This window comes from Kitasatospora acidiphila (genome assembly GCF_006636205.1).
GTDB lineage: Bacteria > Actinomycetota > Actinomycetes > Streptomycetales > Streptomycetaceae > Kitasatospora > Kitasatospora acidiphila.
The window spans coordinates 6,156,076-6,181,941 of the sequence record NZ_VIGB01000003.1; the positions used below are offsets into that span (position 1 = coordinate 6,156,076).

Consider the following 25,866-nt stretch of genomic DNA (forward strand, 5'->3'; position numbering starts at 1 on the left):
CCCCGCTCCTGCTCGTGGACGGCTTCAACGTCTTGTGGGCCGGAACCTTCGGCTTCCCCGCCGAGGTGCGCTCCCGCGACAAGACCCGTGAACTCACCGGCCTGTTCGCGTTCTTCGCCCTGCTGCGCGCCACGATCCGCGACGACCTCGATGTGGACCCACCTGAGGTCGTAGTTGTCTTCGACGGGGAACACGGCACCGCTGATCGCGTGGCCGCCGACCAGGGCTACAAGGCCAACCGCGAGGCGACCCCTGAAGCCCTCAAGCCGCTGCAGTTCCTCGCCCCGGTCAAGGAGGGCCTGGACCAGCACGGTATCCGTTGGGTCGAACTGCCAGATCAAGAGGCGGACGACGTGATCGCCACCCTCACCACACGGGCCGCCCAGACCCGACCGGTGCGGATCATGTCCCGCGACGCCGACTACTACCAGCTGCTCACCGACCAGATCCGCATCATCAATCGATCCCGCAAGGCGACCCGGCGGCTCATCACCACCGCCGAAGTCATCGAACGCTACGGCGTCACCCCCACACAGTGGCCGGACTTCCGCGCCCTGACCGGCGACAAGTCCGACAACATTCCTGGCGTCAGGGGAGTCGGCGCCAAAGTCGCCTCCCAACTCCTTCGCGACAACATCGCGTTGGATGACCTGCCGACCTCGGGTCGACTGGCCGGCGCCAAGGGTAAGGCGATCATCGCGAGCTGGGGCGACGTCTTGCGCTGGCGCGACGTGATCACGATGCAGCGCGACCTCGATGTGCCGCTCATCCCTACGGGCGAGGTCAGCCCCCAACTACCCAAGCCCGCTGAGGTGGTGGAGAAACTGGGGCTGTGGTGAGCGCCCCTGGTTCGATCCTGGCCCTCTTCGCGCACCCCGACGACGCCGAACTCTGGGCAGGTGCCACTCTGGCCCACCATGCCGCCCACGCCCGGGTCACCGTCGCTGTTCCCCACCGGGACGCCGTTCGGGATGCCGAGGCCGTCGCAAGTGCCGCGGTGCTCGGCGCCGACCTGCGTCAGCTTCCCGTCCTCGATGCCCCGGCGGTTCATGCCCTGCTCATGGACACCGAGCCCGACATCGTCATCACCCACCCGCTGCGCGACGTGCACCCCGAGCACCGGGCCGTCGCCGAAGCCGTCCTCACGGCCCTGCCTGAACCGGTGATCGCCACCGGCCTTCCGAGCAGGCTCTACACCTGCGACACCTACAACTCGCTCACTCTGGACGGTCCGCTGCGGGCCGACACCATCGTGGACGCAACTGCCACGTTCCCCACCAAGATCCGGGCGCTGAAGGCCCACGCCTCCCAGCCAATCGCCGAGCACTTCGGCCCGATGGCCGAACACCTCGGCCGACTCTGGGGTGCCCGGATCGGCGCCGACTACGCCGAAGCGTTCACCGCCCTGCCCATCCTCGGTCGCCTGCCTGCGGCCACCCAGCTCTGACCACACCATCGTCCGAGCCGAAATCGGGTCGACCCCACGCCGGGCCGCCACCGGTATCCGTCATGCAATGGCCTCAACCGTCATGCCCTGAAAGGGGAAACCATGGCATCCATACCAACTCCCACCCGCCGCCCTGTCGATACCGGGCGCGTCGAACACCTCACCCGCGAACTGCTCGTCGCTCTCGGCGAGGACCCCGACCGCGAGGGCCTGGCCGACACGCCACGCCGGGTCGCCGCGTGGTGGACGGACTTCCTCGACCGCGACCACGGCACACTCGGCACCACCTTCACCCACAGCACCACCCACGACGACTTCGTCCTGCTGCGCGGCATTGAGGTCTGGAGCCTGTGCGAGCACCACCTGCTCCCGTTCCGTCTCACCGTCTCCATCGCCTACGTTCCCCAAGCACAGGTCCTCGGCTTGTCCAAGCTCGTCCGTCAACTCCGAGTCCACGCCCACGCGTTGCAGCTCCAGGAGCGCATCACCGCTGACGTCGCCGGCGACCTTGCCAAGGCCGCCGGCACGGACGACGTCGCGGTCTACGCCGAGGGCGAGCATCTGTGCATGAGCATGCGTGGCGTCGAGACGGGATCGGTGCGGACCGTCACGTCCTGCCGTCTCGGCCGTACCGCCAGCGACCCCGAACTGGCCGCCCGGATTGAGCGGTTGGCTCTTGCATCTGCTCGATAGGCGCTCGGCGAAGCCTCGTCCCATCCTGGTGCTGGCGCGCCGGTCCGGTGGAGTGTCAGCTGCGATTCCTACGCTCAGAGCCATGACTACCCCCACACCCATGGCCACGGTCGACGCTGGCGGGCTGCTGCCCGCCAGCGTTGCTGGTTTGGTCGAACGACGACTCCTGACCGACATCGTGCGCATCTACCGAGCGGGTGCACCCGTCCTCAACCCGGACACCGGCCAGATGGAACCCGGCCCGGACACCGTCATCTGGGAGGGGCCCGGAGCGCACAAACCCGCTGGAGGCCCTGGGCTGGTCCTGCGCCTGGAAGGCCAGGCGTACAAGGACGACGGGGACTCCCGGTACATCCTGTTCACTCCGCTGTCCGCCCCGGCCGCTCAGGTGGGCGACATGGTCACCGTCGTGCACAGCGATGACAGCGCGGCGGTCGGCCGGGTGTGGCGCGCCATGGATCCGGGCGAGTCCGGCACCGTGCAGGTCGTGCGGTCCACCTGGATGCGAATCGAACACGTCGCGTCGGCTCCGGGTGGTGCTTCGTGACGGTACCTGTGGACCTGGGTGCGGTGCGCCAGCACCTGGAGACAACGGTGATGGTGGACCGGGTGCGGATCAGCCGCCCGACCGGCATCGCCGTGCTGGATCCGGAGACCGGTCTTGTTGGGCCGGTGCCCGTGGTGCTCGTATGGGAGGGGCCCGGAGCGGTGCTCTCGGCGCATGGCCTGACGACGGTCGAGCAGTTGGTGGGCGGCAAGTGGCTGGATGGCTCCGCGAGTTGGTATGGCTTGGTGACGCCGCTGTCTGCGTCGCTGCCGCAGCGCGGCGATCTGGTGTCCGTCGTATCGGCGGCGTCGGCGACGGCCGGAACGGTAGGTCGCACCTGGCAGGTGCTGGATCCTGCGGAGGCCAGCACCGTGGAAGTGGCTCGTGTGACTCGTCTTGACGAGATCACCGGTCCATGAGTTTCCGAATCTGGAAGCACCGCGACCGAGTACGGTCGGCAGCATGACGCACACCTTCGCAAATCCCGCCGACGCTGCCGAAGCGATGATCCAGCAGGTCTTGGAGCTGCGCCACCGCGTGGTGCAGAGCCGGTTGGACGCTGTCGGGTTTGGGCGCACCAGCGCCACGTTCCACGGCGCGGAGCAGGTGACGAGCGCCATGCGGGAGGACGCTATCCTCCAGTGCCTTGGGTTCGTATTGGGGGCCACGGACGAGGCTTCCGTCGATGCCTTCGTCGAGGCCTGGGCCGTGAGAGCCGGTGTAGACCTTGGCGATGCTGCGGTGCGTATCCGGGAGATGCCGACTGCGGGTGACTTGTACGACCAGCAGGCCAAGGAGCAGGTGCTTGAATCGCTCCGCGACGCAGGTGAAGACGGCTTGTCGAAGACGAGGTTTCTCCAATTGCTCTCCGCTGACCGCCTCGCGTTCGGCCGTGGGGGTGAGGACAGTCGCTGGCTTCGACAGTGGCTTCGCGAAGGTGTAGTGATTGAGCGTCAGCGCGGGCGCGGCACGAACTACGTGCATCGAGAGTTCAGCATTTTCCGTGCTCCGGCCTCGGAGTCAGGCAAGCCGTAGCCAGTAGTGCGGACCGCTGATGATCGTGACCGAGCTGTGTCGGTTGCGCTGCCTAGGGTCGTCGGTATGAGTACTGACACGCAGGTGCCGAGCCGGGTGCGGATCACTGCATCCGGCCTGGACTCCTCGCTGACGATCGACGGGCACGATGTGTCCGATCAGGTCCGCTCCTACACGCTGCACCACCAGGCGGGGCAGGTGCCTCAACTCGCGCTGTTGCTCGGACCCTCTGCGGCAGATCATTGGGAGGGCGTAGCCAAGGTAGTGGTCGGCGTTCCGCCGGACCCGGGTCCGGCTGCTGCCTCCTTTCTGGAGGCGATCGACGCGGGCGAGCTGGAGCGGACCGTACTGAACCGGCACGACCTGATGGATGGGCAGCCGGGGGAGTACACCCGGGCCGTGCTGGCGCAGCTGACCGAGTGGGCAGCAGGCCGGTGGGGGCTGCTGGAGGAGATCGCTTGATGGCCTCGCCTGTGAACCCGCACCCGAACGCGCACCCGTCAGCCGGGGCGTACAGCAACGGCGCGCAGCTGGCGGTCCAGTTGGAGGCGCGGGCTGCCGCGCTGCTCCCTGCGGCCGTTGCGGTGGTGCGGCATCATGCGATGCTGCTGGAGACTGCGATCAAGGCGCAGGCGTCCGGCCGGCCGGGCCCGAACGCGGTGACGGGCGACTACCGGCGGTCCTGGACGCACGAGGTGCGCACCGTGTCAGGTGGGGTGGAGGCGGTAGTCGGGACGAACAAGCCTCAGGCCCGTCGTCTGGAGTTCGGGTTCGTCGGCCCGGACATTCTGGACAGGGTCTTCCACCAGCCGCCCTACCCGCACGTTGCTCCGGCCGTGGCCCAGATCGAGCCGCTGTTCACCGCTGCCATGGCCCGGCTTGCCGAAGGGAGCGGTCAGTGAGTGCGTTCGACGACGATCTGCACGCCGCGATCGCGGGAGTTCTCAGCTCGCATGGCCTGGGCATGCTCGGCCGGGCGGTAGTGGTCGCCGAAGTCCATGACGACGACGGCGAGCTCGGCCTGATCACCCAGCCGCTGCCCGACACCATGCCGATCTGGGACCGCACCGGCCTGCTCGGCTACGCCTCATTGGACCTGGCCGGGCAGGTGACCGCCGCGCGGGTCGTAGAGGTGGAAGCCGACGACGAGGAGGAGGAGTAGCCGTGGCCGTATCAGGGCGGGTGATCTCTCTGGCGGTGCAGGCGGCGCTCGCGTCCGCGACCGGGCGCAGCTGCGGCTACGGGGCGGCGCCGCTGGTCGCCGACAAGCCGACCGGGAACACCATCCCGTACTGCGTGCTCTACCCACTTGGTACCGCCCCGATGGACGGGCCGCCGTTCGGCGATGCGGATGCGGACGCGAAGGTGCTGGTGCAGGTGACGAGCATCGGGTCGACCGCCGAGCAGGCCGAGTGGATGGCCGACAAGGTCCGCACCACGCTGCTCGGACGGACCGTCAACAGCGGCTTCGCCACGCCGATCACGCCGACCGGGTTCGCGGTGATGGGCCGGGAGCTGGACAAGAGCGATGGGATCAGTGTGGTCAGCGGCGTATACAGTTACGTCGAGCGGTTCGCCCTGCACGTGACGACTCCGGGTAGCTGACCGCTGAGCACGTTCTCACCGTGGAGACCTCGCACGGACGCCCGGCCGCCGGCACGGGCTGACTCCCTTCCGCCCTGCTGGGGCGGCTGGTTGGGGTCGGGTCTCCGGGTACTCCGGGCCGTCCCCGGATTGCGAGAGTCAGCGTGGCCACCACGCAGCAGCGGTTCATGCGCCGCGGCGTCACCAGGATCTTCTTCGTCAAGACCATCGCGGCGGCGAGCAACATCCCGACCCGGGCCGAGCTGAGCGGGCCCGGCGGGACGGACCTGTCGAAGCTGGTGTCCGACGTCGAGGGCTGGGCGCTGGAGAACAGCCCGATCGACACCCCCGACCTGGGCTCTACGTTCGCCAGCAGCATTCCGGGCGAGGACAAGGCTGCCACCTCCAGCCTCACCTTCTACGAGGACCTGGCGAGCGAGGTCGTGGAGACCCTGCTCAGCAAGGGCGTCACCGGGTACGTGGTGATCCTCCGCAAGGGCGACGTCCCGAACTCCAAGTCGATGGATGCCTTCCCGGTGCGGGTCGCCTCGCGCGCCGCGTCGTACTCGACCGGCACGGAGCCGGCGAAGTTCAAGGTCGTCTTCGCGGTGACCGACGTGCCGACCCTGGATGCCGCGGTCCCGGCCGCTGCGGCTGGCTGAGCGGGGCGGCGATGAGCAGCATGATCGAGCCGCCGCCGACAGCGGTAGCCAAGGACGCGCACTGGGCGCGGAAGATGGCCCGGCTGCGGGCCCGCCGCCTGCCAGAGCGCACCGCCTCCTTCTGCGATGACCAGAGCGCCAAGGACGCGGTGAACCGCGCCTCGATCGGCCTGGCGACCGCGCGGGCAGCAGCGCGCACCGCCGCCGACACCGAGGGCGTGCCGCCGGAGCAGCGCGAGCAGTGGGCCGAGCAGCACCCCCTGGTCACCGCCGCGAAGGAGGCGCTGGACCGGGCGGAGCGTGAACTGGACTGCGCCACGGTCGAGCTGACGTTCCGGGGGTTGCCGAGGCCGGTGTGGGAGCAGCTGCTCGCGGAGCATCCGCCGACCCAGGAGCAGGCCGACAAGGGCCAGGAGTACAACGTGCACTCCTTCCCGGCCGCGCTGGTGGCCGCCTGCCACGTCGAGCGCGACACCGACGGCGCCGAGGTCGATGGGCTGAGCGTGGCCGAGGCCCAGGAGCTGCTGGACACCTGGTCCGATGCTGACGCGCGGGCGCTGTTCACCGCGGCGCTGCTGGTCAACCAGACGGTTCGGGCCGACCTGGGAAAAGGCTGACCGCCGACCCGGCCTTCCGGGCGGAGATGGAGCTCGCCGACCGGTACGGGATCCCGCACAGCCAGCTGACCGGCGCCGGATCGGGCCGGTGGACGGCGCTGGACCGAGCGAAGGCGCTGGCCTTCCTCGCCTACCGGCGGCATGTGTGCGACGGGTGCGGAACCCGGGCGGCGGAGTGGGACGAACGCGCGGGAGGTGACCGGTTCGCGTACGTCGCCGAGACGGTGCGCTGCCCGGGCTGCGAGCTGGTGGAGATGGAGCGTGAACGGGTCCCGGACGGGGCCGAGGGACGCGGGGTGAAGATCGGGCTGCGGCCCAGGAAGGAGTGACCGGCGTGGCCGGCGCCTACACCCTATACGTCCAACTCCAGGCCGGGCTGTCCGGGTTGACGAACGGCCTGCGCGGCGGGGCCCAGCAACTGCGGGCCTTCGACGGGCAGCTTGGCGCCACCCGGGCAGCCCTGGAGCGAGTGGAGGCGGCGGCCGAACGTCTGGGCCGCGCCCAGGTCTCGGCGGCGGCCGAAGCGGCGCGCGCCCAGACCACGGTCCGCGAAGCCGTCGAGCGCACGGCCGCCGCCGAGACGGCCGCCGCAGCCGCCGGCGAGCGGGCCGGGCGGGCTCAGGCGGTCGCCGCCTCGGCCGCCGCCCGCGCGCAGGCCGAGCAGACGGCGGCAGTGGAGGCCACGGCCCGCGCCCTGCGGGCTCAGGAGCTGGCCGCGACGATGGCCGCCCGCGCCCAGCAGACCACGGGAGCCGGTGCGCTCGCCGCCCAGCGCACCGCCGAGGCCGCAGCCGCTTCAGCAGCACGGGCAGGCGAGGCACAGGCAGCGCAGGCGGTGCGGGCCGCGGCCGCACAGGAGACGGCTGCTCGTGCGGCACGCCTGGCCGAGTCGACCAGCGCCAGCGCCACAGCGGCAGCGGTCGCTGCCACCCAGGCCCGCACCGCCCAGGCCGCTACAGAGGAGCAGGCCGCGCGCCGCACTGCAACGGCCACTGCCCAAGTCACGGCTGCCGAACGGGAAGCCGCCGCGGCGACGCAGGCCGCCAACGCCGCCCGCACCGCCAGCTACGCCAAGAGCGGCCTGCTGATCGGCGCGATTCTCGCGGCTGGCATCGCCCAATCGGTGGCACTGCAACGGGAGATGGCCAACGTCCTGACCATCTCCGAGCAGATCACGCCCCGCAACCTCGGCGTCTACACCGAGCAGATCATTGCAATGTCCAAGGAACTTCCGCAGTCTGCCCGGCAGTTGGCCGAAGGCCTCTACCAGGTCGTCTCGACCGGGTTCGACGGCGCGCAGGCGATGGAGATCTTGCACGTCGCCGCGAAGGGCGCCTCCGCCGGCCTGACCACCACCGAGGTCTCCGCCAGGGCCCTGCTCGGGGTCCTGAAGGCGTACGGGCTGCCCGCCTCGCAGGCGTCCGACGTGATGGACGTGATGTTCCAGATCGTCAACAAGGGTGTCGTCTCGTTCGCCGAACTCGCCCAGCAGCTCGGCGACGTGGTGCCTATGGCGGCGGCCGCCGGAGTGAAGTTCGACGACCTCGGCGCAGCCCTGGCGGGCATCACCCTGGCCGGCATCCCAGCCGCCGAGTCGGCCACCGCACTCAACATGCTGATGACCCGCCTGATGCGCCCCACACGGGAACTGACCGACCTGATGCACGACTTGGGGTACGAGTCGGCGGCCAGCGCCGTGCAGCAGGATGGCCTGTACGTGGTCATCCAGAAGGTGAACGCCGCGACCAAGGGCAGCGCCGAGCAGACCGTGCAGCTGTTCAAGGACATCCGCGCCGTCCGCGCCGTGCTGGCACTCGCGGCCGCCGACGGGAAGAACTACTCAGACGCCTACCAGGCGATCGCCATCGCGACCGAGCGCGCCGGAGCCACCCAGAAGGCATACGCCCTGCAGGCGAACACGGTGGCCGGGCAGTGGGACCTGGCCCGCAACCGCGCCGCAGCCCTGGGCATGGACATCTCGCGGCTGCTGCTGCCGGTCCTCCAAGAGCTGACGGCCGACACCTCGGCGGTCATCGGAGCGATCGGCGACTTGCCCGCACCGGTCAAGGACCTCGCCGGAGTCCTGATCGCGTTGGCCGCCGCCGGGATGCTGACCCGTTCCGCCCTCTCCGTGGTCTCCTCCCAGCTGACAGCGTTCCGTGCCGCCACTGCCGAGGCCGCGGCCGGCGGCTCCGTGCTGCCGGTGATCCTGCGCGGCGCCAGCCTGGCGGTGACCGGCCTGTCTTCGGTCCTGGCACTCGGTGTGCTCGGCTACGCCGCCTACTCGGCGTCCAAGCAGCACGCCAAGCAGGTCACCGACGACCTGGCGGCGGCGCTGCGCCGCGAACGCGAAGAACACGAGCAGGGCGCGGGACTTCGAGCACTGGCTGAGTCGTTGTCCGGCTCTGACGACCTGAAGAAGCTCCAGGCCGCTGGCTTGGCGTTCAACGAGATCGTCGACGGGCTGGTGAACGGCGGCGACAAGCTGAGCCAGCTCAAGGACCGCCTGGACGTGGGCAAGCTCGCCTCCTGGAACAAGGACCTGATGGCGTACGACCCGAGCTACGACAAGGCCAAGGAGATCCTCGACCAGCGCCGCAAGACCTGGTCGGACGCCGTCCGCAAGGATGCCGAGCTGGCGGACGCGATGAACATCATCAGCGCCAAGGTGAACAACGCCGTCCAGACCTCGGCGAAGGCCTGGAACCTCGACATGCTCGTCCCGCATGGCAAGAACGGCGAAGCCCAGTACACCGACCAGATGAAGGCCATGGCCAAGGCGATCGGTGACGTCGTCTCGCCGACGACCGCGTGGAAGGACGCGCAGGACAAGGCCGCTTCCTCCACCCGCGCGGGCGCGCTGTCGGTGGACCTGGCCAAGACCAGCATCGGCGAGTACATCGACAAGCTCGCCGACCAGCACAAGACCACTCAGCAGTTCCAGCAGGACCTTCAGGAGCTACGGGAGCGCGGCTACGGCCAGCTCGCCGAGCACTTCGCGCAGCTCGGCGATGCCTCCGCCGGCATGGCCTCCCAGCTGGTGGAGAACCTGCGCCAGGGCAAGGCCGGGGCCGCTGAGCAGCTGACCGGCCTGGTCCAGGTCACCAAGGCCAAGCTGGACGACTACATGGCCGAGCTGCGCACCCAGCTGCAGGCCCAGCGCGACTGGCAGCACAACCTGTCCGAACTCGCGCTGGCCGGCTACAGCGATCTGACCGCGCACTTCGCCGACCTCGGCCAGTCGGCGGCGCCGATCCTGGACGAGCTGGTCAAGCAGCTCAAGGCCGGGCACACCCAGGTCGCCGACGAGCTCCAGTCGATCGTGGCGGAGTCCACCGCCCGCTCCCAGGCCACCTACCAGGCCGGGCTGGAGCAGCTGCCCGCGATCGCCGCCAAGTACGGCGCCGACACCGCCCGCGCCTGGGCCACGGCGGCCGAGACCAACGACGTCGCAGCCTTCGGCAAGGTCCTCCAGCAGATGGCGGTCGCCGACATGGCCAACGCGGTCAAGATGGGCACCGACGCCTCCCGCCAGCAGATGGCCATCGGCTTGGACCTGGTCACCCAGGTCGCCGGCGCCAAGGGCCTCGACTCCGCGCAGGCCTTCGCCGACGCCCTGCTCGCCGGGGACATCAACCGGGCGATGACCACGCTGGCCACGATCTGGGGCGCCGACCAGCCGATCAGCCCGCCCGACCTGAGCGCCGTCATCGCCGCGTTCGGCACCGCCGGGTCCCAGGCCAAGGACCAGTGGTCCGCGATGCTCCAGCTGATCGAGCAGGTCTCCAAGGAGCGCGGCCAGGCCACCGCCCAGGCCCTCACCAAGGCGCTGCTTTCCGGCGACATGGGCGCCGTGCAGGCTGAACTCGACAAGATCGGCGCCTCCGTGCGCGCTATCCCCGGCCAGAAGACCATCACCGTGTCCGTGGACGCGCCAAGCTCAGTGAACATCCCGATCTACCTCCAGCAGCAGAGCAAGAACGAGAAGGAGATGGAGCGCCTCGGTCGGGAAGCCAACGGCGGTGTGCTGTCCTTCTACGCCCAAGGCGGCATCCGGCGCGAAGAGCACGTCGCGCAGATCGCCCCGGCCGGGGCCTGGCGGGTCTGGGCCGAGCCGGAGACCGCCGGCGAGGCGTACATCCCGCTCGCAGCTGGCAAGCGGGCTCGCTCCAGGCAGATCCTCCAGGAAGTCGCCCATCGGTTCGGCGGCCAGGTTGTATACGGCCTCGCGGCAGGGCGCCAGTTCGCCGACGGCGGCATCCTCACCTCGACGGCCGCACCGCCGCGCACGTTGGCCGCCACCCAACGGGTCATCAAGCTCGTCCCGGCCCAGCCGCCGGGCCGAACCGTTGTGATCGTCCAATCACCCGAACAGGCACGGCCGTTGATCGGCTCGATGCCGATCACCATCACCGGTGGCGGCGACCGGCCCGAAGCGTTCGCCGACGCCGTGATGCGCCGAGTACGCCACCTCCAGCGCGGAGGCCGCGCATGACCAACACCCCGCTCGCGGACTGGCAGTTCGACCTGGCCGGCCTGGTGATCGGCCACGGCACCGACATCCCGGTCTCCGACATCGAGCAACAGACGGAACAGCGCACTGCCGACGTACCGATCCCCGGCGAGGACGGCACCTTCCCCGGCCGCGACCTCCTCGGCAGCCGCACCCTGCGCATCGAGGCCGGCATCCGCACCCCGGGCGACCCCGAGGCCGCGCTCGCCCTCCTGGCCCGCCTGGAGCAGACCGCCGCCGACCCGGCCGTGCGAACCACAGCCGGCTCCACCGCGGTGCTGCGGGCCAAGCGGCCCGGCCAGGGCGTGCGCCGCCTGGTCGGCAGAGTCCGCCGCGCCGGAGCGGTCAGCATGGCCCGCGCCGTGCACGGCTGGATCCCCGTGGAGATCGAGTTCACCGCCACCGACCCGGCCTGGCAGGCCGACGACCTGTCCGGCCTCACCGTCGGACTCGACCCCGGCGCCCAGCTCGGCCAGGGCTTCACGGCGCCGCTGCGCGCCCCGATCACGACCGGCGTCGCCACACCGGAGGCCCGGCCCGGCTGGGCCACCAACCGGGGAGACCGGGCGGCGTGGCCGAGCCTGCGGATCACCGGGCCGGTCGTCAACCCCAGCGTGTGGGTGGTAGAGACCGGCCAGCGCCTCGACCTGGCCATCACCCTCGCCGTGGGCGAGTACCTGGACATCGAGACCGCCCCCGGCACCCGGTGGCTGATGCTCAACGGCCGCTCCTACGCCGCCGGAGCCCTGCGGTCCGGGCGCCTGGACCGCCTCACCCTCCCACCGGGGCGCAGCGAGATCCGCTGGACCGCGCTCGACTACAGCGGCACCTCCCGTCTCGCCGTCACCTGGCGCGACACCTACAACAGCCTTTAAGGAGACACGAGTTGACCCTGATCAATCCGCCGCTGATGGTCACCGGCGGCATCCACCCCGCCAGGGCCATGCGGATGATGATCCGTGACCTGTCCCGGGGCTCCCAAGGCATCACCGAGGGCGGCGACTTGAAAGTCAGCGCCCTCACCACGCCCGGCCCCGGGGTGCGGGTCGGGCCAGGCAGTGCGGTGATCCGCGGCGCCGCGTGGGGCCAGGGCTCCTACACCCAGGCCAACGCGGGCGACACCGTCGTGCCGATCGCCCCGACCAGCGCCAGGGACCGCATCGACCTGATCGTCCTGCGGATCGAGGACCCCGAGTACGAGGGCAACCGCGACCCCGCGAAGGACGACATCGGCTACATCCAGGTCATCTCCGACGTGTCCCGCGGCGCGCTCACCGTCCCGCCCGGCATGACCGCCATCCCGCTGGCCTGGGTCTGGCAGCCGCCGAACTGCCAGACCGTCACCAGCAACATGATCAACGACCTGCGGCAGCTGGCGAACCCGCGCCGGGACCGGCGCCTCCAGACGATCACCTCGTTCACGCCCTCGGAACTGCCTGCCCAGTCAGGAGTCTGGCAGTCGAACTGGCCACCCAACGCGGCCATCACCATCGACGTGCCGCCGTGGGCCACACTCGCCCACTTCGTCACGACCCTCACCGGTCTGCGAGTGTGGGGCGAGACCTACATCGGATTTCGGAACCTCTACGGCGGCAACCCGCTGACCGAGTTCAAGGTCGACACCGACACCATCACCAGCGCCTCTCGCGTGAGCCAGGTCTGCGCAGACGTCGTGTTCGTCCAACCCGCCCATCGCGGCACAAGGCAGGAACTGCGCCTCCAGGCAGGTCGGTACCTCGACATCAAGGGCGGCTGCAACGTGGACGGCGCCACCGCCTTTGTCTTCGATGTCGAGTTCGTCGAAGGGGTGCGGTGACACATGCCCGGCGCCTACCGGTACTTCACCACCCACGCCGTCACCGGCGAGGTACTGAGCATCGACCTGCCGCTCGCCGACGTCGAGTTCGGCCCCGAGCTCAACGGTCCCGGTCGCTTCACCGGCACCCTGGCACCAGACCTGCCAGGCCTGGACGTCCGCCAACTGGACTCCGGGACCGTGCTGTTGTGGGCCGAGCGCGGCGAACAACTGCTCTGGGGCGGCCTGGTGTGGCGCGCCGAACCCGACGAGGAGCGGTACCGGATCGAGGCCGCAGGGTTCTCCTCCTACCTCGGACGCCGCTTCGACCTGCACGGCAACCTCTCCGGCCGTGCACCGTACAAGGGCACGGACCCGTGCCAGGTGATCGCCGACGTGTGGGCATACTGCCAGGCGCAACCCGACGGCGACCTCGCCGTGATCGTCGAGCAGCCACCCGGCGGCAGCCCAGGCCGACTCGGCACCACGGAGCAGCCCTACACCGTCAAGGAATGGGAAGCACCGAGCCTCGCAGCCGTCGTGCGCGACGCCGCAGGCGTGGACGGCGGACCGGAATGGACCGAGCGCGTCACCCGCACCCCGGACGGCCGCCTGGAGCGCCGTATCGTCCTGGACTCACCGCGCCTGGGCACTCGCCGCGCCGACCTGGTCTTCGCCACCGGAGTCAACATCATCGACAAACCGACCGCGGCAGCCGACGGCGACCAGTACGCCCAGGTCCTCGTCGCGCTCGGCGCCGGCGACGGCAGCGCGAAAGTCCGCACCACCGACGCTATCCGTGACGGACGCCTACGCCTGGAAGCCGTCCTGGATCGGCCCTCCATCACCGACCGCACCGCCCTGGCAGCCCTGGCCCGCACCGAGCGGATCCGCCGCTCCCAACTCGCCCAGGTCACCGAGATCACCGTGCACGACCACCCAGCCGCGCCGATCGGCTCGTGGCAGGTAGGCGACGACGTGCGCGTGCAGATCCACGAGCCGCGGATCGACTTCGACGGCTGGCGACGCATCGTCGGCTGGACCCTCCAACCCGACCACGCCGGCCAGGAAACCGCCACCCTCCACCTTGCCAACGCCTACACCTCGTGAGGAGACCGAGAGTTGACCGATGCCATCACCCAACTCGCCCAGCGCATCGCCGCGCTGGAGACCGCCCTGCCCGAACTCTCCCGCTCTTCCAACCTGGCGCACAGCAGCATCGACGACGGTGCGCTGACCGTCATCTCCGACGGCACGGTGCGCGCCATCATCGGCCAGCAGTCCGACGGCACCACCGCCTTCAACGTCGTCAACGGACCCGTCCCGCCCACCCCCAGCGCCCCAACGGCGACTTCGATCCTCGGCGGTGTCCGTGTGACGTGGGACGGTCGCTTCACCGCCGGCCAGGTGTGCCCGCTCGACTTCGCCCGCATCGAAGTCCACGCCGCCCCTGCCGCCGACTTCGTGCCGTCCTCGCAGAGCCTGATCAGCACGATCGAGTCGCCGCGAGGCGGCAGCGCCACCATCCCCACCACCGTCCCGGTGCAGGTGGTGCTGGTGGCGCGCACCACCAGCGGGAAGGCATCCGCCACCTCCGGCACAGCCACGGCCGGCCCGGCGAAGGTGGTCGCCGACGAGGTGCTGCCCGGGATCATCGGCGAGCTGCAACTCGCCGACGACGCGGTCACCGCAGCGAAGGTGGCCACCGGCGCGATCGACGCCACAGCCATCGCCGACTTGGCCGTGACAGCCACCAAGCTCGGCCAGGCCGCCGTGATTGCAGGCAAGATCGCCGCCGACGCAGTCACCCCGGGCACCATCGCGGCCGGCGCCATCACTGCACGCGAGATCACCGCCGGCGCCGTCACCGCCACCAAGCTCGCCGCCGGTGCCGTCACCGCAGCCGCCCTGAGCGCCGACGCCGTCAATGGGCGCACCATCACCGGCGCAACCATCCAAGGCGGCACCGTGACTGGCAGTCAGGTCCGCACCGCCGCGACCGGCCGCCGCATCGAGATCACCCCCAGCGACCCGATCCGCGCCAGTCCCGGCGTCACCTTCTATAGCGGATCCGACACCGAACTCCAGCCCGGCCTGCTCTCCGCCACCAGCACCACAGGCACCATCACCACCCCCGCACTCACCCTCCAAGCCCCCAGTATCGACAAGAGCAGCAGCTGGCTCTACCCCAGCGACGCCGCCTCCCTGCGCCTCACCTCCCGCTCGGGCAACAACCGCTCCGACGGCACGTTCTCCCTCTCGGCCGCCGCGGGCATCAACGAGTTGGGCATCTGTACGGTTCGAGGCGTCGCACCCGGAGACCAAAGCCAGCCCGCCATGTTGACATTCGAGGTGCGCAACCCCGTTCCGACGGGCACCTCCGACTACCGCAACACCATCATCGACATCACCGGGCGACAGATGAAGATCGCGTTCAACGCGGTCGGGATTGTCCTGGACGAGCACGGGCTGCGCTACGACGACACCGGGTGGCAGCCCCTCGCCTTCGCCAACGGCTGGACGAGTCTGCCCGGTTGGCGGGCAGTGGAGTACCGCCGCACACCCGACGGCATGGCGCACCTGCGGGGTATCGGCAAGACCCCGGCCAGCTTCACCAGCGGGCGCATCGGAACCATCACCGACCCCAACTGCCGTCCTAAGGCCCCAGAAGTCATTCCTGTCGCCAACGACAACAGCTCCAAGTGCTGCATCTTCATCTACCCCGAGGGCGGAGTTGACCTGTCGAGCAACGCCGGTTGGCCCGGCAGCTGGGTGTCTTTCGGCTACAGCCGTTGGTCAGTTACCGGCTAGATGAACAAAGAAATGCTCTTAAGAACTCTGCTTGTATCTCCGCACCACATCATCAAGCAAGGATCGTTGGGACTGTGCCACGGCGATCAACTCGCGATTGACTTTTTCTAGAGCATTTTGAGCAGTCCGTTCGTCCTCAGTTTCTCGCTTTTGAATCGCTTCGGAGTATTTATGCTCAAATTCCCGAAGATGAGAAACTATTTGCTCATGAGTTCGGACGATTGACGGATCGGGAGGAGGGTCAGTGCGCTTAAGCTCTCCGAGTAGTTCATGAAATCTCGAAGCAAACTCAATATATTCACGACTGGATTGCGGGTATGCGTTCTGGACTTCCTGGCTCACGCTATTCAGTAGCTTGGAGACGCTCTCGTAATATCTGACTAGTGAATCCTTCTGTTGACTTTTCTCCTGCTCCGACTGCATTGCTTCCCTGAGGCCCAGGGCTCCGAATGCACCTATGGCTAGTAGTCCACCTATACGTTTCGCTCTTTTTGCCTTTTCGCCCAGATCGTGTTCTTGTGCCCATTGGCGGGCATTCTGAGTAAGGTGACGAGCATTCTTGTTAAATTGGAGTGACAGCTTCTTTTGTTCTGATTCGGGCGCCCCGGAAAGGTTCTTGCTGTCCTGGTCGGAGACGTTGCGAACTGCTGTTATAAGGGCGGAAAAGTCACCCTTCTGTGCATTTACAAATAGCCAGTCATCTGAGTGTGGAAGACTTGCGACAGGATCGCCGAAGTCCTCTGCTGGTGATACAGAGACACCTAGTATCGGGCGATTGCTGGCGCGAGCTTTTTCGACCTTGGCCCAAGTGTCTACCAGTTTTGTCGGTTCGGGATCCCCAGACACCAACGCCACGAAGACGTCGCCCTCCTCGGACACCAAGCTGTGGCCTACCTCAGCCAGCTCCATCCGTACACGCTCTGTGAGTTCAGGGGACTCTGTGGAAGCGATTGCGATCCTCATCAGCTACCCGCCCTTGTGTGCTGGCCTGTCACACTGCTACCAATCATTGCCGCGCTTATGAGGTTTTGCAACTGGCGGCTACATTAGGCTTGTTGCACCCGAAATAGTTGCGGGGGCAACGAAAATGCCCTTCAATCGATATCGGACAGCTTGCGATCATGGGTGCACCCAGATAGATTCCAAGCATGAAGGAAAGTGAGCGACTTTTGGTGATATTGCCTGCGGCAGATCGGTTTGTCCAAATGTCGGAAGGGGAGGCGCGTGCAGTGCTTTCCTATCTGGGGTTTGAGAACCCTCAGGATTCGCTATTTTGGGTATATTCCGAAGAGGTCAAAAAGGGCATCTGGCTACGATTCCTGAGAGATGCATCGGATGAAGCTATAAGTCGACTAAGGGAGTTTCTTGGCATCGAAATCGGGGCGACAGAAAGCACTCGAACGAAGGTGGACGATCGCGAGAAGTTGAGTGACCCGATCTTTGTAGTGCACGGCCATGATTCTGCACTTCTCTATGAAGTCCTACGACTCCTTGAGCGCACTACCCAGCGCGAAGTAGTCGTTTTGCGTGAACAGCTGGATCATGGAAGAACCGTCCTGGAGAAGCTTGAAGATCACACGACTGGAATTGCCTATGCTGTAGTGCTGCTCACGGGGGATGATTTGGGTCAAGTTAAGTCTGGCGGCGACCTGAGGCCACGGGCTCGTCAAAATGTAGTCTTTGAGCTTGGATATTTATTTGGGAAGCTGGGACGTAAGTACATCGCGGTAATTTACGAGGATGGCGTCGAATTGCCATCGGACATTACTGGCCTGGTGTACATCTCTCGTGCGAGTCAATGGAAATTGCGCCTTGCGCATGAGGTTGGTGCATCAGGAATCGAGGTCGATTATCGCCAGATTGTGTGAATATTTCTGGTGCTCACGGGCGTACGGAGATGTGGGTTAGTCACGCGCCGGTTGAGCGATTTTGGCTTGCCGCGGCGCCGCAAGTTCGTATGTCGGGCAGTGTGCGGACTTGCCGCTCGCATCCGTACTATCGGTTTCTAGCCGATCTGGTCCCGCAGATGCTGGCGTGCGCTGGCGTCACGACTGCCCGATTTCGTGGCTCGAAGGCAACCCGAGCTCCAGCGCCGCCTCAGTGCTCTCACCCACGGCCAGCATTCCTCTTCCATGCTTCGGCCGCTGTCAGGGGAACAGCAACTAACATATCCAGCCCAGTTCAATAGCGTACGACGGATCTGCCGTAGGATGGTGTCCGGCGCGGGGGCGCTGTCCTGGAGAGCACGATGACCGCCCCCACCTCTGAGCCCACCCTGTGGGAACTGCAGCGTGCGCTCTCCCAGATCCGCCAGGACCAGCGCGACGGTATGGTCCAGCTCCGCGACGACCTACGCGCTGACATCGCCCTGCTGACTAACCGTCTGGAGCAGGTCGTCACCAAGGATGTCTACCAGGCGGACCAACGAGCCACCGCGCAGCGGATCGAGGTTCTGGAGCGGGACCTGCGCGCGGAGATCCAAGACCGCGAGGACGATCAGGCCAAGGCGGCAGCCGCCCGTCGGTGGCTCGTCGGCGCCTTCATCGCTCCGATCGCCGTCACCGTCATGCAGATCTGGCTCATGTCCAAGGGGACCAGCCCGTAGTCGAGTTGGCGCTACCATCCACATCGAAGCAGGCGCGGGGGAGAAGCAGGACGCGCAGCTTTGCAGTTCGTCACCCGCGACCAGTGGGGCGCATGCCCTCCGAAGTCCGACTTCACCTGGATCGACGGCACCCGCGGTGTCAAGGTCCACTACGAGGGCACCCCGGTCCCCGCAGATCTCGCCGCGCCTGACCAGCACGGCCGCTGCGCTGGCCGGATGCGGGACCTCCAGGCGAGCCACCAGGCCAATACGGCCGAGGGGTACATCTGCGTCGCGTACAGCGCGGTCGTGTGCCCGCACGGCTTCGTCTTCGAGGGACGCGGCGTCCACCACCTCCAGGCAGCCAACGGTCCTGGGCTCAACTCGCAGCACTACAGCGTCTGCGCGATGCTCGGCGACTCCGGCCTGACGCAGCCCACCGACGCGCAGCTGAACGGCATCCGCGACGCCATCGAGTGGCTCCAGCGCGACGGCGGCGCCGGCTCCGAGATCAAGGGCCACCGCGACGGCTACGCCACCGACTGCCCGGGTGAGCCGCTGTACCGGTGGGTGCAGGCGGGAACGCCCCGCCCCGGCTCCTCCGCCCAGCCGACCCCGCAGCCCCAGCCTGCTCCGGGGCCGAACTGCCCGGCCTGGCCCGGCATCTACCTGCGCGACTTCACCGCCGACGGCGCGGTGCGGGTCTGGCAGCAGCGCATGGCAGAGAGGGGCTGGCAGATCGCGGTGGACGGCCAGTACGGGCCCAAGTCGGCTCAGGTCTGCCTGAAGTTCCAGACCGAGAAGAACCTGCAGCGTGACGGCGTGGTCGGCCCCGAGACCTGGAACGCCACCTGGACATCCCCCATCACCTGACCAACTCCACTGATTGGAAGCCTCCTTGAACATCTACCTCTCGCTCGTCCGCACCGGCATCCCCGCTCTGGTCGGCTGGCTGGTCGCCCTCGCGGCCGGCTATGGCCTGAACCTCGACCCCGCTGCACTGGCGGGCGTTCTGGCGCCGCTGGCTGGCTTTGCCTACTACGGCCTGTTCCGCATCGCCGAGGAGCACCTGAGCCCGCGCTTCGGCTGGCTGCTCGGCTATGCCCGGCCCCCGCATTACGCGGCGCAGATCGAGTCGGCTTCGAGCTGACCGTCTGCAGAACGCGGCGAGGCCCCCAACCGCGTTGGGGGCCTCGACCTCTTGGAGGACTTCAGGCTACCAGCCAATCCGCCTCGCACCGAAAGCACTGCCCGCGCATAGAATCAAGCTGTAACGTGAGCGAGTAGGGAATGGCGGTGGGTGGCATGAAGCCGCTGCTGGCAGGCAAATCGGAGTTCGGCGCGATCTACGGCACGACGGCGGCGCGGGTTTCGGAGTGGGTCACCCGAGGAGTCCTGGACTACTCGTACGCCCGGGTGATCTCCGGCTCCCCCTACTGGCTGCTCGACTATGCCCGCAAGTTTGGCGAGCTGACCGCCAGGCCGAAAGCCGTCGACGAGGCCGCCCTGGAGGCTGTGGTCGCTTCACAGCAGCCGGCCGCGTGGATGGCGAACGTGGCCGACCTTCCGGTCATCGTGGGGCAGCAGGAGGTCATGGCGATCTTCGGGCTTGAGCACGGCACGCTGGTGGAGCAGGCGCAGCAGCGTGGCGTGTGGCCGGCGGGCGACTGGCATCTGTCGGGGTCACACCTGTGGCTGCTGTCCACGGCGCTCGAAGCGGCGGAGCTGGTCACGGCCGATCCGACTGCCCGACCGTGGGCGCCGCCGGGGGCGGAGCGCGTACGGCAGAAGCCGCTGTCGAGGATCTGGGCGGCGGACGACAAGGTTGTCGATGCGCTGCGCGCGGACACCTATGACGGGCCTGGCTCGCGGATCCTGCCCCGCGGGCGAGCGGCAAAGAAGTCGACCTCGGAGTCGTAGCGCATTGGACGCCGAGGCTGAATGCGTATAGAATTAAGCTAGAAGGGGGAGGGTCCCGCCGGTCTGGAGAGTCATGCGAATCGGCCGCGGTCGGGAATCGGGGGCCGACCATCCGCCCTTGGGTCCGTGGGTGGTCGGGTCGTCGTTCGCACCGCCTTGATCAATCCACTTCGTTCCTAAAAGATAGGTGGCAACTTAACGAGAGGTTGTCACCTTCTGAGGGGGGATTCGTCATGCCCAGCCGCCAGCCGCGCCTTCCCGGCCTGGAGGACATCGAGCAGTTGGTCTACCCGGACCACACGCCAAGCGCCTCCATCCAGACGCGCTTCGAGGCGTTCCACGAACTGAACCCCTGGGTTCTGCGGGAGCTGGAGCGCCGAACCGCCGAGTGCGTCGAGGCCGGATGGCGCCGGATCGGCATCGGGATGCTCTTCGAGCTCCTGCGCTTCCGCTACGGCCAGGCGACCAGGGGCGATGAGTTCCGGCTCAACAACAACTGGCGCTCCCGCTACGTCCGGCTGCTCCTCGAGCGCCATCCCGATTGGGAGCCCCTGTTCGAAGTCCGCGCCCTGCGCGCGGTCTGACCCACCGACACGACCTCTTGGAGAGAGAACCGTGCCACCCGAGATCAAAAGCAGGAAGCCCAGCGGCCAAGTGCCCTTCCCCCTCGTCCTGATCGAGGGTGAGGAGGGCGCCGGAAAGACCTACAGCGCCGCCCAGTTCAGCTCCTCCGAGCTCATCGGCCAGATGTACTGGATCGACCTGGATGAGGGGTCGGCCGACGAGTATGCGGCCATCCCCGGCGCCAACTACCTGATCATCGAGCACGACGGCACATACCGGGACATCTTCGAACAGATCCAGGCCGTCTACTACGAGGCCGCGAAGCCGCGTCCAAGCGCAAGCCGCCGGTGGTCCTGACGATCGACTCGGTCAGCGCGCTGTGGCGGATGCTCACCAACTGGACCCAGGAGCGAGCCCGGCGCACGAAGAAGAACAGCCAGGCGCTGGCCACCGATCCCGACGCGGCAGTGGACGTCGCGATGAACCTTTGGAACGACGCCGTGGACCGGTGGTCGGCCGTCATGTACTACCTGCGGACCTTCCCCGGCATCGTGATCGTCCTCGCGCGCGGCAAGCAGGTCAGCTCGGTGGACGACAACGGCAACCCGATCAGCGGCCGTAAGGAGTGGAAGGTCGTCGGGCACAAGGACCTCGGCTTCGATTGCAACGTGTGGGTGCGGATGCGCCGCGGCCAGGAGACCGAGGTCGTCAAGGTCCGCTCGCTGCGCATGGCCGTCAACCCGCGCAGGCCCCTCCAGATCCCGGACTTCAGCATCGAAGACCTGGTGTTCAACCGGATGGGCTGCTCCGTGGAGTCCCAGCCGCGCGTCATGCCGGAGTTGGCAGGCGACCGCACCAAGCCGTGGCTCGCCAAGGTCGAAGCGGCCAAGGACAAGGACACGCTCGCCGAGCTGTGGCGCGAGCTGCACCCGGACAAGTCCGGCCTCACCGACCAGGAGGCTGGCACCGTCGCGGCCGCCATCAGGCGCCGCGTCAGCAAGCTTGCCGAGCCGCACCGTGAACTCGACGACCAGCCCCCCAGCGACGCCGAGAAGCTGCGGGCCGCAGCCCAGCGCGAAGCAGACGCGGAATTCGCAGGCGACGAACCCGCCGACAGCTGACGCCCGGCCCGGCCGCTCCAGACGGCCGGGCGCACCATGACCTCTTGGAGAAGAGACCCATGACCCTTTCGCCTGCCCGCTTGTCGCCGTCGATCTGGACGGCCGCCGACCAGGCCGACGCCCGCCGGCCGCGATCCCGGCAGACACAGCTCGGCGCCAGCGACACCGTCTGCGAGCGCCGCGCCGCCTACATCCTCCACGGACACCCGCGCACCGACCACGTCGTGAGCCCGGCCGCGATCCTCGGCACCTACATCCACGCCGGCCTGACTGCCGACGCGAAGCAGGAGTTCGGCTGGCTCGTCGAGCGCAAGGTCGCCGACACCGCCGTGCGCGGCAGCGTCGACATCGTCCAGCTCGACGACGCCACCGCCCGCAAGTTGCCCACGCGGCTGCGCCCGAAGGCGCCCGCTGAGGCCGTCACCGTCGAGGACATCAAGACGAAGACCGTCTGGAAGTGGGACGACGTGCTGCGCTACGGCGCCACTGAGGCCGAGCTGCGCCAGGTCCACCTGTACGCGGACCTGATTCGCACCGACGGGTTCGAAGACCGCTCGGGGCAGCGGGTCCTGGCTCGCCTCGGGCCAGTCGATGTCCGCCAGATCCGCCTGCGCTTCATCTGCCGAGACAACGGCGCCGAGCACGTCCAGGAGATCGACTTCGACCCGCAGCGAGCCGAGGAGGCCCGCTGGTGGCTCGACCGCGTGGCCGAGACCGCAAGCCCCGAGGAAGCCCGGCGGGACTTCAACGGTCCCGGCCTCGATGCGGCCTGCGACTTCTGTCCGTTCGTCACCGCATGCTGGGGCGTTCCCGCTCCCGGCCGACCCGCGCAGACCACCTTGATCCACAACGACATGGACGTGGAGCAGGCGCTGATCGACTACTCCGAGGCGCACCAGCTGTTCGTGCGCGGCAAGCGCGTCAAGGACCTCGTCCGCAAGATGGTCGATGCCTCGCCAGAGGGCCGCTATGGTCCCAACATCCTCAAGTGGGGCGGTGGAAGCCCGGTCGAGGAACCGGACCTGGCGAAGATGATCGAGCAGTTCGATGACGCCGAACTGACCGTGCCCCAGATGCCTGATGCAGCCAAGATGGTGAAGATCCTCACGGCGGCAGGCCTGGCTGTGCCGATGCGCGAGACCAGCCGCCGAACCGCCCGCACCATCCGCATCGTGCCCTACCGCGAGTGATCCCGCCTCGCGCCGAGGAAGAGCACGTTCGCATCGCTGAGGGGACCCGTTGAGCATCCACCTGATGATCGTCGCCGCGTATCTGCCGGAGGACGTCGTCACCGCGACCCAGAAGCTGGCGCTGATGAAGATCTGCGACAGCGCCGACGACGAGTCGCGGTTGTCGCGGCCCGGCATGGTCCGCCTGCGCGCCTGGACCGGCGTCGGTCGTACTCGGGCCACCACGATCGTCACCGAGTTGGTGGAGAAGGGGCTGGTGGAGCGGGTGGAGATCGGGAGGCCTGGCCGTGCCGCGCTGTTCCGGGTGTTTCCTCTGGGCCTTCCAGGTATTCCGACCACGGAGGAGCTGAAGGCGCGCCAGGCAGCTCTGGACGCCGCGCCGAAGAACGCCGCCAAGGCACGCAAGGGGGTCAAGCGGGCGGCTCCGTCCGCGCCGGCGCGCACCTTCGCGGACGTCGAGGCTCGCAAGGCAGTGCGCGGCGTGGGCCCCGAAGCTGGTGGGTTCCACCTGGGGAACCCACCAGGTGGCGAGGAGGATGTTCCACCGGTGGAACCCAGCGAGTTCCACACGGGGAACCCAGCGAGTTCCACCGGTGGAACCCCTTCCTTTCCTGGTTCTTCCTCAGTCCTTCCTTTCCCCCTACCCCCGCGGCTGACGCCGCAGGGGAGTGCGGTGCCGCACCCGACGACCCGTCATCTGCTGCTGTGCAGCGTTGCCCCAGCCACCCCACTCCTGCGAAGAGTTGCCGTGCGTGTGGAACCAGCCCGAGGGCCCGCAGGAAGCAGCAGCAGGACGCCGAGAAGGAGGCTTCACGGGCCCGTGAAGGGCAGTTCTGGACCGACTGGCACGCGGAGTCCGGCGAGCGCCGAGAGAAGGCGCAGCAGGGCGCGCAGACAGTTCGCGCCGCGCAGCGGGCGGCCCGGCAGGCGATCCAGAGCGCCAGGCAGAGCACCGGAAGATAGGTAACAACTTGATCAAGTTCGCCAGAATGAGGAGTTATGCATATAGAATTAAGACGTAAGAATGAAGCAAGAAAGCGAGTCGACCGGAGGGGATCGGCGTGGCTGTCCTGAAATGCAACCTAGTGCTGGCGCAGCCTGCCGAAGGCCGCTGCAAGCGCCGTCGCGAAGCGGAGCGCGCCAGCATCAGGCTCAACTCGCGTGGGCTCGGTACTGGAGGCTCGATCACTCGTCCTTGCTAGATCGCAGCCGGTCTGACTCGGGGTGGCTTGCTTGCCCCGAGCCAGAAGATAGGTAACAACTCAAAGCGCACAGAAGGTCATGTGCGCCGGCCTCTTGGAGAAGCCATGCACCGCACCACTCCGCACCTGCGGTTCGAAACCCGCTACGACCACATCCTGACCCCGCTGCGCCAGCGCGGAATGCCTGCCGCCATCGAGATCCTGGGCGCCCTGATCTACATCCACGCGCCTCTTCCCGACGGCAGCCACCTTCAGATCACCTCCGACGGCACTCTCCCGAGCGACCCCGACGCGGTGCGCGCCTGGCAGGCATACCGCCACCACGACGACAACCCCACTGTCAGTGCCCTGATCTACGACTCCACCACCGACGGCGAACACCGACTTGAATGCGGCCTGCGTTCTCCGCTGTTCGCGGCGATCGACGCCTTTCTAGCCGCCCGCGGACTCGTTCCCACCTGGCGCTCGGAGTTCCGGCCCGTTGCCGTCCACGTCCGCCACCAAGGTCTCACCGGCGTACTCGGCCGCCCCTGGTGTTCCCGGGCCGCGAACAGGCCGCCGCCCACTACATCCAGCTCAACACGGCTCTCCTCAACGGAGGCTGGCAGCGCCTCCTCGCCCACTCGAGTGTCAGTTGGCCCCGCAGCTCGTGGGCTCGCGATCACGACGTCATCGCGGTGAGCGTCCTGAGCGCCGAGTTCGCACCGAGCGGTTGGCGGGTTCCCCGTGGCTGACCTTGCTCGACTGACGACCGCGCCCAACTGCCCGGCCCGCCAGACGGAGGAGCCGTGACGCAGACCCAGCTCACCGGCGTCCTGATCGGCACGGTCCTGGTCGTCGGCGCCGTTCTCGCCAGCCTGCTGATCGAGCAGTTCCGCTGGGAGCGCCGCACCACCAAGTGCCCCTCCTGCGGGCACCGCTACCGCCATCTGTGAAGCACCGCCCGGTCGGTCCGACCGGCTGAACCTCTTGGAGAACTCATGGGCTACGACCTGTACACCGCCAACCCGCCACGTCCGAACGCGATCCACCCTTTCCGCGTCGCCTTTGACGGCGGGTTGGGCTCACTGGTGGACCGACAGCAGCGCCACGACATCGCAACCGGCTACTTCCGCATCGGCTACTTCGAAATGCCCTCCCTGATAGGCGTCATGACCGAGGTCGGGATAGTGGACACCACTGTTCCCGCGCCGGCCTGGCCGACAGCCGACGACTACGGGCTGACCTTCCAGGACCTGAACGCACCGCAGGATCAGCTCAGCGATGCGAAGAAGACCGCCGTCGAGTCCTTCCACAGCCACATCGCCGCCGTGCGGGGTGGCGAGCAGCCGGAACCGGCAGGGATCCCCGCCTACAAGCTCGACAGCAACGATCTCTGGCTCGTCACCCCGTGCGAGATCCGCGCCGCACTGGCCGCCTACCGCCGACAAGAAGCCAGCGTCCAGGACGACTTGGCCGCGCGCATTGCCCTGTGGCGTGGGTGGATCGCCTACCTGGAGGTCGCCAAGGACTGCGGCGGGTTCCGCGTGCACTGACCCCTTTGCCTGCCCGGCCGCCGCTGTCGGCCGGGCAGGCCCCACC

The 25,866-nt window shown here is 67.9% G+C and carries 31 protein-coding genes; 30 read left to right on the forward strand and 1 reads right to left on the reverse strand.

Annotated features, from left to right (window positions below; translation table 11 throughout):
- The first annotated feature begins 14 nt into the window (after positions 1-14).
- The 18 genes from E6W39_RS29155 to E6W39_RS29240 all read left to right on the forward strand — a co-directional run bounded on the left by E6W39_RS29155 (position 15) and on the right by E6W39_RS29240 (position 15,704).
- Entirely contained in the window at positions 15-839 is an 825-nt protein-coding gene (locus tag E6W39_RS29155; RefSeq protein ID WP_220140275.1) for a 5'-3' exonuclease, read from the forward strand.
- Entirely contained in the window at positions 833-1,447 is a 615-nt protein-coding gene (locus E6W39_RS29160; RefSeq protein WP_220140276.1) for a PIG-L deacetylase family protein, read from the forward strand. Before E6W39_RS29155 ends, E6W39_RS29160 begins: the two co-directional genes overlap by 7 nt.
- A gap of 102 nt (positions 1,448-1,549) precedes the next feature.
- Positions 1,550-2,140: a GTP cyclohydrolase I gene (gene folE, locus E6W39_RS29165; RefSeq protein WP_141636031.1), complete on the forward strand. Its 591-nt coding sequence runs from the start codon at positions 1,550-1,552 to the stop codon at positions 2,138-2,140.
- An 82-nt stretch (positions 2,141-2,222) separates the two neighbouring features.
- Positions 2,223-2,687 (forward strand): DUF6093 family protein, encoded by a 465-nt coding sequence (locus E6W39_RS29170; RefSeq protein ID WP_141636032.1) that lies wholly within the window; start codon positions 2,223-2,225, stop codon positions 2,685-2,687.
- Complete coding sequence (locus tag E6W39_RS29175) at positions 2,684-3,106, forward strand: DUF6093 family protein (RefSeq protein WP_141636033.1); 423 nt, start codon at positions 2,684-2,686, stop codon at positions 3,104-3,106. The genes E6W39_RS29170 and E6W39_RS29175 overlap by 4 nt, the downstream gene beginning before the upstream one ends.
- Positions 3,107-3,149: 43 nt before the next feature.
- Entirely contained in the window at positions 3,150-3,722 is a 573-nt protein-coding gene (locus tag E6W39_RS29180) for a hypothetical protein (RefSeq protein ID WP_141636034.1), read from the forward strand.
- Positions 3,723-3,788: 66 nt separating this feature from the next.
- Positions 3,789-4,184: a hypothetical protein gene (locus E6W39_RS29185; protein WP_141636035.1), complete on the forward strand. Its 396-nt coding sequence runs from the start codon at positions 3,789-3,791 to the stop codon at positions 4,182-4,184.
- Entirely contained in the window at positions 4,184-4,624 is a 441-nt protein-coding gene (locus E6W39_RS29190; protein ID WP_141636036.1) for an HK97 gp10 family phage protein, read from the forward strand. The genes E6W39_RS29185 and E6W39_RS29190 overlap by 1 nt, the downstream gene beginning before the upstream one ends.
- On the forward strand, positions 4,621-4,884 hold the full coding sequence (locus tag E6W39_RS29195; RefSeq protein WP_141636037.1) for a hypothetical protein: 264 nt from the start codon (positions 4,621-4,623) through the stop codon (positions 4,882-4,884). The genes E6W39_RS29190 and E6W39_RS29195 overlap by 4 nt, the downstream gene beginning before the upstream one ends.
- Positions 4,885-4,886: 2 nt before the next feature.
- Positions 4,887-5,327 carry a hypothetical protein gene (locus tag E6W39_RS29200; RefSeq protein WP_141636038.1) on the forward strand — a complete coding sequence of 147 codons (441 nt, stop codon included), beginning with the start codon at positions 4,887-4,889 and terminating at the stop codon, positions 5,325-5,327.
- 143 nt (positions 5,328-5,470) lie between these two features.
- Entirely contained in the window at positions 5,471-5,968 is a 498-nt protein-coding gene (locus E6W39_RS29205) for a phage tail tube protein (protein WP_141636039.1), read from the forward strand.
- 11 nt (positions 5,969-5,979) lie between these two features.
- Entirely contained in the window at positions 5,980-6,585 is a 606-nt protein-coding gene (locus E6W39_RS29210; protein ID WP_141636040.1) for a hypothetical protein, read from the forward strand.
- Between the two features lie 26 nt (positions 6,586-6,611).
- Positions 6,612-6,914 carry a hypothetical protein gene (locus E6W39_RS29215; RefSeq protein WP_228718401.1) on the forward strand — a complete coding sequence of 101 codons (303 nt, stop codon included), beginning with the start codon at positions 6,612-6,614 and terminating at the stop codon, positions 6,912-6,914.
- A 5-nt stretch (positions 6,915-6,919) separates the two neighbouring features.
- The gene (locus E6W39_RS29220; RefSeq protein WP_141636042.1) at positions 6,920-11,080 is read left to right on the forward strand and encodes a phage tail tape measure protein; all 4,161 of its coding nucleotides are present in this window, start codon (positions 6,920-6,922) and stop codon (positions 11,078-11,080) included.
- On the forward strand, positions 11,077-11,973 hold the full coding sequence (locus E6W39_RS29225) for a phage tail family protein (RefSeq protein WP_141636043.1): 897 nt from the start codon (positions 11,077-11,079) through the stop codon (positions 11,971-11,973). Before E6W39_RS29220 ends, E6W39_RS29225 begins: the two co-directional genes overlap by 4 nt.
- Positions 11,974-11,984: 11 nt before the next feature.
- Positions 11,985-12,914, forward strand: coding sequence for a hypothetical protein (locus E6W39_RS29230; RefSeq protein ID WP_141636044.1), 930 nt, complete (start codon positions 11,985-11,987; stop codon positions 12,912-12,914).
- Between the two features lie 3 nt (positions 12,915-12,917).
- Positions 12,918-14,003, forward strand: coding sequence for a hypothetical protein (locus tag E6W39_RS29235; protein ID WP_141636045.1), 1,086 nt, complete (start codon positions 12,918-12,920; stop codon positions 14,001-14,003).
- A gap of 12 nt (positions 14,004-14,015) precedes the next feature.
- Entirely contained in the window at positions 14,016-15,704 is a 1,689-nt protein-coding gene (locus E6W39_RS29240) for a phage tail protein (RefSeq protein ID WP_141636046.1), read from the forward strand.
- An 18-nt stretch (positions 15,705-15,722) separates the two neighbouring features.
- On the opposite strand, the gene E6W39_RS29245 is transcribed toward E6W39_RS29240, so the two are convergent.
- Positions 15,723-16,613, reverse strand: a complete 891-nt coding sequence (locus E6W39_RS29245; protein ID WP_141636047.1) for a hypothetical protein — start codon at positions 16,611-16,613, stop codon at positions 15,723-15,725.
- Between the two features lie 239 nt (positions 16,614-16,852).
- On the opposite strand from E6W39_RS29245, the gene E6W39_RS29250 reads away from it, so the two are divergent.
- The 12 genes from E6W39_RS29250 (at position 16,853) to E6W39_RS29300 (ending at position 25,820) form a co-directional block, all read left to right on the forward strand.
- Positions 16,853-17,572 carry a TIR domain-containing protein gene (locus E6W39_RS29250; protein ID WP_141636048.1) on the forward strand — a complete coding sequence of 240 codons (720 nt, stop codon included), beginning with the start codon at positions 16,853-16,855 and terminating at the stop codon, positions 17,570-17,572.
- A 380-nt stretch (positions 17,573-17,952) separates the two neighbouring features.
- Positions 17,953-18,309, forward strand: a complete 357-nt coding sequence (locus E6W39_RS29255) for a hypothetical protein (RefSeq protein ID WP_141636049.1) — start codon at positions 17,953-17,955, stop codon at positions 18,307-18,309.
- 60 nt (positions 18,310-18,369) lie between these two features.
- On the forward strand, positions 18,370-19,161 hold the full coding sequence (locus E6W39_RS29260; protein ID WP_141636050.1) for a peptidoglycan recognition protein family protein: 792 nt from the start codon (positions 18,370-18,372) through the stop codon (positions 19,159-19,161).
- A gap of 25 nt (positions 19,162-19,186) precedes the next feature.
- On the forward strand, positions 19,187-19,438 hold the full coding sequence (locus E6W39_RS29265; protein ID WP_141636051.1) for a hypothetical protein: 252 nt from the start codon (positions 19,187-19,189) through the stop codon (positions 19,436-19,438).
- Between the two features lie 155 nt (positions 19,439-19,593).
- The gene (locus tag E6W39_RS29270) at positions 19,594-20,208 is read left to right on the forward strand and encodes a hypothetical protein (RefSeq protein ID WP_141636052.1); all 615 of its coding nucleotides are present in this window, start codon (positions 19,594-19,596) and stop codon (positions 20,206-20,208) included.
- A gap of 233 nt (positions 20,209-20,441) precedes the next feature.
- Complete coding sequence (locus E6W39_RS29275; RefSeq protein ID WP_141636053.1) at positions 20,442-20,792, forward strand: hypothetical protein; 351 nt, start codon at positions 20,442-20,444, stop codon at positions 20,790-20,792.
- 70 nt (positions 20,793-20,862) lie between these two features.
- Positions 20,863-21,129 (forward strand): hypothetical protein, encoded by a 267-nt coding sequence (locus E6W39_RS29280; protein WP_141636054.1) that lies wholly within the window; start codon positions 20,863-20,865, stop codon positions 21,127-21,129.
- The gene (locus E6W39_RS29285) at positions 21,120-21,893 is read left to right on the forward strand and encodes a hypothetical protein (RefSeq protein ID WP_141636055.1); all 774 of its coding nucleotides are present in this window, start codon (positions 21,120-21,122) and stop codon (positions 21,891-21,893) included. The genes E6W39_RS29280 and E6W39_RS29285 overlap by 10 nt, the downstream gene beginning before the upstream one ends.
- Positions 21,894-21,952: 59 nt before the next feature.
- Complete coding sequence (locus tag E6W39_RS29290) at positions 21,953-23,083, forward strand: PD-(D/E)XK nuclease family protein (protein WP_141636056.1); 1,131 nt, start codon at positions 21,953-21,955, stop codon at positions 23,081-23,083.
- A 1,307-nt stretch (positions 23,084-24,390) separates the two neighbouring features.
- Positions 24,391-24,966 (forward strand): hypothetical protein, encoded by a 576-nt coding sequence (locus E6W39_RS29295; protein WP_141636057.1) that lies wholly within the window; start codon positions 24,391-24,393, stop codon positions 24,964-24,966.
- A gap of 107 nt (positions 24,967-25,073) precedes the next feature.
- Positions 25,074-25,220: a hypothetical protein gene (locus tag E6W39_RS39800; protein ID WP_181799492.1), complete on the forward strand. Its 147-nt coding sequence runs from the start codon at positions 25,074-25,076 to the stop codon at positions 25,218-25,220.
- A 45-nt stretch (positions 25,221-25,265) separates the two neighbouring features.
- A complete protein-coding gene (locus tag E6W39_RS29300; RefSeq protein ID WP_141636058.1) occupies positions 25,266-25,820 on the forward strand; it encodes a hypothetical protein in 555 nt (184 codons plus the stop codon).
- Positions 25,821-25,866 lie beyond the last annotated feature (46 nt).